General features: G+C 70.8%; 5 protein-coding genes and 1 pseudogene. 3 read left to right on the forward strand and 3 right to left on the reverse strand.

Going from position 1 to position 5,666, the window contains the following annotated elements:
* Positions 1 to 143: 143 nt before the first annotated feature.
* Together AC13HU_RS30960 and gap are read left to right on the forward strand one after the other, a co-directional pair.
* Positions 144 to 1,100, forward strand: coding sequence for a GlxA family transcriptional regulator (locus AC13HU_RS30960; protein WP_483045289.1), 957 nt, complete (start codon positions 144 to 146; stop codon positions 1,098 to 1,100).
* Between the two features lie 226 nt (positions 1,101 to 1,326).
* Entirely contained in the window at positions 1,327 to 2,325 is a 999-nt protein-coding gene (gene gap, locus AC13HU_RS30965; RefSeq protein WP_483045290.1) for a type I glyceraldehyde-3-phosphate dehydrogenase, read from the forward strand.
* A gap of 31 nt (positions 2,326 to 2,356) precedes the next feature.
* Here gap and AC13HU_RS30970 read toward each other — a convergent pair whose 3' ends face one another.
* Genes AC13HU_RS30970 through AC13HU_RS30980 form a run of 3 tightly spaced genes read right to left on the reverse strand, consistent with a single transcriptional unit; the run spans position 2,357 to position 4,535 of the window.
* Positions 2,357 to 2,920, reverse strand: a complete 564-nt coding sequence (locus tag AC13HU_RS30970) for a hypothetical protein (RefSeq protein WP_483045291.1) — start codon at positions 2,918 to 2,920, stop codon at positions 2,357 to 2,359.
* The gene (locus tag AC13HU_RS30975; protein WP_483045292.1) at positions 2,917 to 4,314 is read right to left on the reverse strand and encodes a hypothetical protein; all 1,398 of its coding nucleotides are present in this window, start codon (positions 4,312 to 4,314) and stop codon (positions 2,917 to 2,919) included. Before AC13HU_RS30975 ends, AC13HU_RS30970 begins: the two co-directional genes overlap by 4 nt.
* Positions 4,308 to 4,535: a hypothetical protein gene (locus AC13HU_RS30980; RefSeq protein ID WP_483045293.1), complete on the reverse strand. Its 228-nt coding sequence runs from the start codon at positions 4,533 to 4,535 to the stop codon at positions 4,308 to 4,310. The genes AC13HU_RS30975 and AC13HU_RS30980 overlap by 7 nt, the downstream gene beginning before the upstream one ends.
* Before the next feature lie 524 nt (positions 4,536 to 5,059).
* On the opposite strand from AC13HU_RS30980, the pseudogene AC13HU_RS30985 reads away from it, so the two are divergent.
* Positions 5,060 to 5,666 (forward strand): annotated as a pseudogene (locus AC13HU_RS30985) (MFS transporter); the annotation flags it as partial.

The following is a 5,666-nucleotide window of genomic DNA, read 5'->3' on the forward strand; positions in this document are numbered from 1 at the left end:
GTACCCGACCTGCCCCGGCACTCCGGCGAATCGCGGCGCAGGCCGCCCGTTCGTGGCGGGAGGCCGGGCTCCGTTCGATACGGCTCGGCGCGACGCGATGCAGGTCGGACGTCGACGCGGCGGCCCCGCTTACGCTGGTGCCCGTGCCCGCCTCCGACCTGCATCGCGTCGCCGTCCTCGTGCTCGAAGGGGCCAAGCCGCTCGACGTCGGGATTCCCGCACAGGTCTTCTCGACCCGCGCGAGCATGCCGTACGAGGTGCGGGTGTGCGGCGCGGCGCCGGGGCTGGTCGCGGGCGGCGACGGGTTGTCGTATCACGTGGCCGACGGTCTGGACGCGCTCGGCTGGGCCGAGATCGTCTTCATCCCCGGCTACCGGTTCCCCGACCGGGAGGACCCGCCGCCGGCCGTGGTCGACGCGCTGATCTCGGCCCACGAGCGGGGCGCGCGGCTCGCCGCGATCTCGACCGGTGCGTTCGCGCTGGCCGCCACCGGCCTGCTGGACGGGAAGCGGGCCACCACCCACTGGCACTACACGCGGGCGCTCGCGGCGAAGCATCCGCTGGTCCGGGTCGACGAGAACGTCCTGTTCGTGGACGAGGGCAGCGTGCTGACGTCGGCCGGCGCCGCCTCGGGAATCGACCTGTGCCTGCATGTGCTGCGCCGCGACCTGGGGGTGGCCGCGTCGAACCACGCGGCGCGGCGCCTGGTGGCGGCCCCGTACCGCAGCGGCGGCCAGGCGCAGTACGTGCCGCGCAGCGTGCCCGAGCCGCTGGGCGAGCGGTTCGCCGCCACCCGCGAGTGGGCGCTGCACCGGCTCGGCGAGCCGCTCACCCTCGACGTGCTGGCCCGGCACGCGGCGGTGTCGCCCCGTACGTTCTCGCGCCGCTTCACCGAGGACACCGGGTACACGCCGATGCAGTGGGTGATGCGCGCCCGGGTGGATGTGGCCCGCGAACTGCTGGAACGGTCCGAGCGGAGCGTCGAGCAGATCGCGGTGGACGTGGGCCTGGGCACCGGGTCGAACCTGCGGATGCACTTCCAGCGCACGCTGGGGACCACGCCGAGCGAGTACCGGCGCACGTTCACGCGGGGCGAGTAGCGGGGTCAGGGGCGCGCGTGGCGCGGGTCAGGCGCGGCTCCTGCGGGGGCGTGGCCCGGGGGTGGCGCGGGTCCGGCCCGGGTGTGGCCCGGGTGTGGGACGCCTGCGGCGCGCGCGTGGCGCGATCCTTGCGAACCGTGGCGCTCAGGCCGCCGCCATCCGCCGTCACCGTGCGCGAACCTGGGTGGCGAACGCGAAGAGACTTCAGGAACTGGGGACACCACTCATGACCCGCATCGCCATCAACGGATTCGGCCGCATCGGACGCAACGTGCTGCGCGCGCTGCTCGAACGCGACAGCGACCTGGAGGTCGTGGCCGTCAATGACCTTACGGAGCCGGCCGCCCTCGCCCGTCTGATCGCCTTCGACTCCACCTCCGGTCGGCTCGGCCGTCCGGTGAGCGTCGACGGCGACGTCCTCGTCGTGGACGGCCGCCGTATCAAGGTGCTGGCCGAGCGCGAGCCGGCGCGGCTGCCGTGGGCCGAACTCGGCGTCGACATCGTGCTGGAGTCGACCGGCCGCTTCACCTCCGCCAAGGCCGCCGGCGCCCACCTCGACGCGGGCGCCCGGAAGGTGCTGGTCAGCGCGCCGGCCGACGGCGCCGACGTGACCCTCGCGTTCGGTGTCAACACCGAGGCGTACGACCCGGCCCTGCACACGATCGTCTCGAACGCCTCCTGCACGACCAACGCGCTCGCGCCGCTCGCCGCCGTACTGCACCAACTCGCCGTTATCGAGCACGGCTTCATGACCACGGTGCACGCCTACACGCAGGAGCAGAACCTCCAGGACGGCCCGCACCGCGACCCCCGCCGGGCCCGTGCCGCCGCCGTCAACATCGTGCCGACCACCACCGGCGCCGCCAAGGCGATCGGTCTGGTCCTCCCGGACCTCGACGGCAAGCTCTCCGGCGACTCGATCCGCGTGCCGGTCCCGGTCGGCTCGATCGTCGAGCTCAACACGACCGTCGCCCGCGACGTGACCCGCGAGGACGTCCTGGCGGCCTACCGCACCGCGGCGCAGGGCCCGCTCGCCGGCGTCCTGGAGTACTCCGACGACGCGCTCGTCTCCTCCGACATCACCGGCAACCCCGCCTCCGCGATCTTCGACTCCGCCCTCACCCGCGTCGACGGCCGCCATATCAAGGTCGTCGCCTGGTACGACAACGAGTGGGGCTTCTCCAACCGCGTGATCGACACCCTCCAACTCCTCACCACCACCTGACCCCTTCACCTCCCTCAACTCCCCCTCCCCGTCAGGGCGTCCGCGTGTCCAGCCCGGTGGGGACGGGGGAGGAGGCGGCGTCCTTCTTGGGGTATTCGTCCACCACTTTGAGGACGCTGGCGGTGTTCTTCCCGTAGTCGACGCAGCCGCCATGGACGACGAGCGTGACCACCCATTGGGCGTTCTTCGGTTCGCTGGACGGCCAGAACGTCTGCAGGGTGAGGTCCCCATGTGTCGCCGAGTAGTGGAGGGAGTCGGAGGGGGAGAGGTTCCAGCCGATCGTCTTGAGCCGGGCCATGAGCGCGGCGTTGATCTGTGAGTGCGGCTCCTTCGCGGTGAGCCCGAACGCGTAGTAGATGACCTCGTAGCGCAGCCCGCTCTTGCTGCCCGCGCAGTAGTTGAAGCGCCCGGTGGTGTCGTCGTAGTTGCCCGTGGCGCCGTGAACGGCCTGGTAGATCTTCCAGTACTCCCGCGCCACCGGCCGCCGTTGCTTGTCCGCGAGGCTGATGGCGCTCGGTGCACTGCCGCCGCACGCGGTCACCAGGGTCAGCAGCAGCCCGCCGAGCGCGGCCGCTGTTGCCCGACGCCTTATCACAGCCCACCCTTCGAATCGCCGACGCCATCCCCGTTCCGTTGGAGGAAGTACGTGTCCGTCTTCTTGGCCGTCTCCGGGTCCTTCAACCATGCGTTGTATGCCTGCCGTTGCTCGATGGACGCGTCCGGAACGAGGTTTCCGCCGTCGTCGAGGAAGGGCTTGCCACTGCTGTACAGGTCGGCGTACTTCTTGGGATCGCCTACCGTCGAGTCATCGGCGTATGCCTCTGCGGCGCAATGCTGCCACTGACCCTGCCATGTGATCAGCTCCGGCACGGGAGCCTTTCCACCGTTGCCGGCCGGAACGATCGAGTGGGTGAAATAGTTCGCGGTCTGGGTGAGAACAGCCTTCGTCAGCGGCACGGCTACCGCCGACGGGTCGAACGCGATGTTGACCGCATTGAGTTCCGCACTGTTGAGCCAGGTGCTTACGGAGGTCTGCCACTGCTTGCCGTTGGCGGACTTGTCCGCGCCCATCTGCTGGTAGACCGTCACCGCCTGCTGGTTGAAGAACTGGGCCAGTACTCCCGACGCATGCTGGCTCTCGGCGTTGCTGCGATTGCTCATGGCGAGGTCCTGGCTGCGCTGGTCGGCGAGGGCCATCAGATACGCCGCAGAGTGCGGGTCCCGCATGGACTCGTCGATGAACCCCTTCCACTCGTCCGCCGAGACGGAGACATGGCCGGGGCCGTAGTCGTCGACGGGGGCGGGGTCGGAGCCGGCGCTGCCCTGGGTCCCGGCGGCGATGACGGTCGCGAAGGATGCGACCTGGTTGGACGGGATACCGCCCCGGCCGGTCTCGGACGTGGTGATCGACTTGCCGAGCAGATCCGGGTGGTCGTGGAGGAACTCGGTCGAGGCGGCGGGGTCATACCCCAAGCCCTTCCATACGTTGTCGGCGTACGGGAAGTTGCCGACCGCGCGGGACTGGTCGGCCAGATCGAGCAGCACGTTCTTCGGGAAGGGCGCGTCCGGCACGAGCGGGGAAAGCAGCGCGATGTCCTCGTGGCCGGCCGGGTCCTTGAAGGTGGCGCCGCCGCGCATGGCGGTGGCGACGGTGTTGGCCAGCGCCGACCGCGGCTGGTCGGGATCGTCCGGGTTGACGTAGGACGTTTCCTGTTCGAGCTCGAACAGCTTCGTCTCGCCGAGCGCGTTGACCGCCGCCAAGCTGTAGTCCGGGTCGAACTGGTTCTCTTGGAGCTTCGCGTAGTAGTCCTTGGCCGACATCTTGCCGTCCTTGTACTTCTTCGCGTCGGCCTGGGCTGCCTTCTTCGCCGCGGCTTGTGTCGGGTAATTGCCGAGCGACGCGGCGCCGTTGGGCACCATGCCCGATACGCCGAAGTCCTTCTCCTCCTTCGCCTGGTCGGCGGCCAGGCTGTGCCGTCGCGTCAGCATCGGTATCTGGTCCCGTGCCCAGGCGAAGTGGGTGTCCAGTTTGCCGGTTCGGTGGTCAGGAGTCCGATGCTGTTCGCTTTCGACCGCCAGTCGTTGACGGCCGCCTGCGCGGACCTGCTGCCGTCGACGGTCGCGTGCGACTTGATCGAGCCGATCAACTCCCACAGATGCTGCGGATCTATGCCGCTGAAGTCATCGCCGTCACCCTGCGGTTTTCCCATGCGTCCCCCCCCGGGCCGTATGTGTCACGTGCCGTCACGTGTCGGAGCCGTGTGACGGGTGGGGCCCAGTGTGCCAAGTGCTGACGGAAAGTGTCCACCTGTCTTCGGGAAGTGATCATTGGGGGATCTCCGAGCGAGGGGAACGGGCTTCTCTCCGCCCGGCGGCACCGCTAGTGTCGACTCCTGCTCGATCCGCACGTCGGACCTGAACCGGACGTCGACCGCGGGTCTTGCTTCCCGACCTCACTACTCGACGTTTCTGCCGGCGATGGAGCCGACGCGGAGGCGGGCGCGGACTTCGATTCCGCCCCCGCCCGCGTCACCATGGACGACTCCTGGTGGTGGGAGGGCGGAGCCCGCGAAAGGGCGCCTCCCCCCGGACCGCCCCACCGCGCAGCGGAAGGTTCGCCGTGACACCACGGCACTGGTTCCGTCGTATCGCACCCGAATCCCGCTCCACCGCAGGGGAGTTGGGGCGTGCCGCGCCCGGACTCCGCCGCACCGCGCGGGGGGCCCGAACTCCCGTGGCGGCTCGGACGGGAGCGGCCCCCTACCGTTCCGCCCTGCGGACCCCCGGCGCGTCGGCCTTCTTCCTGGCCGCCGCCCCCGCCCGGGTCGGCGTGGCCATGGCCGGCCTCGGCATCGTCTGGCTGATCCACGGCGAGACCGGGTCGTTCGGGGTGGCCGGCCTGGTCACCGGCGCGTACGCCGTGGCGGAGACCCTGGTGGGCCCGCAGACGGCCCGCCTCATGGACCGGCTCGGGCAGCCGCGCGTCCTGGTCCCCCTCCTGTGCGCGCACGCCGGTGCGCTCGCCGCCCTGGTCACGCTGGCCTTGGCGGGGGCGCCCACGGCGTCGCTGATGGCGGCCGGCCTCGCCGCCGGCGCGACCATCCCGCAGGTCGGCGCGCTCTCGGCGGCCCGCTGGTCGGCGCTGCTGCACGGCAGGCCAGAACTCCCCGCGGCCTTCGCGCTCGAAACGATCAGCAGCGATGCCGCGTTCCTCCTCGGCCCCGCCCTCGCGGTGCTGTCGGCGACCCGGCTGCACCCGGCCTCGGGCACGGTACTGGCGGGGGCGCTCGTCGTCGGCGGCGGGCTGGCGTTCGCGGCGCAGCGCCGTACGACCCCGGCAC

It is taken from the genome of Streptomyces sp. NH27, assembly GCF_056859195.1.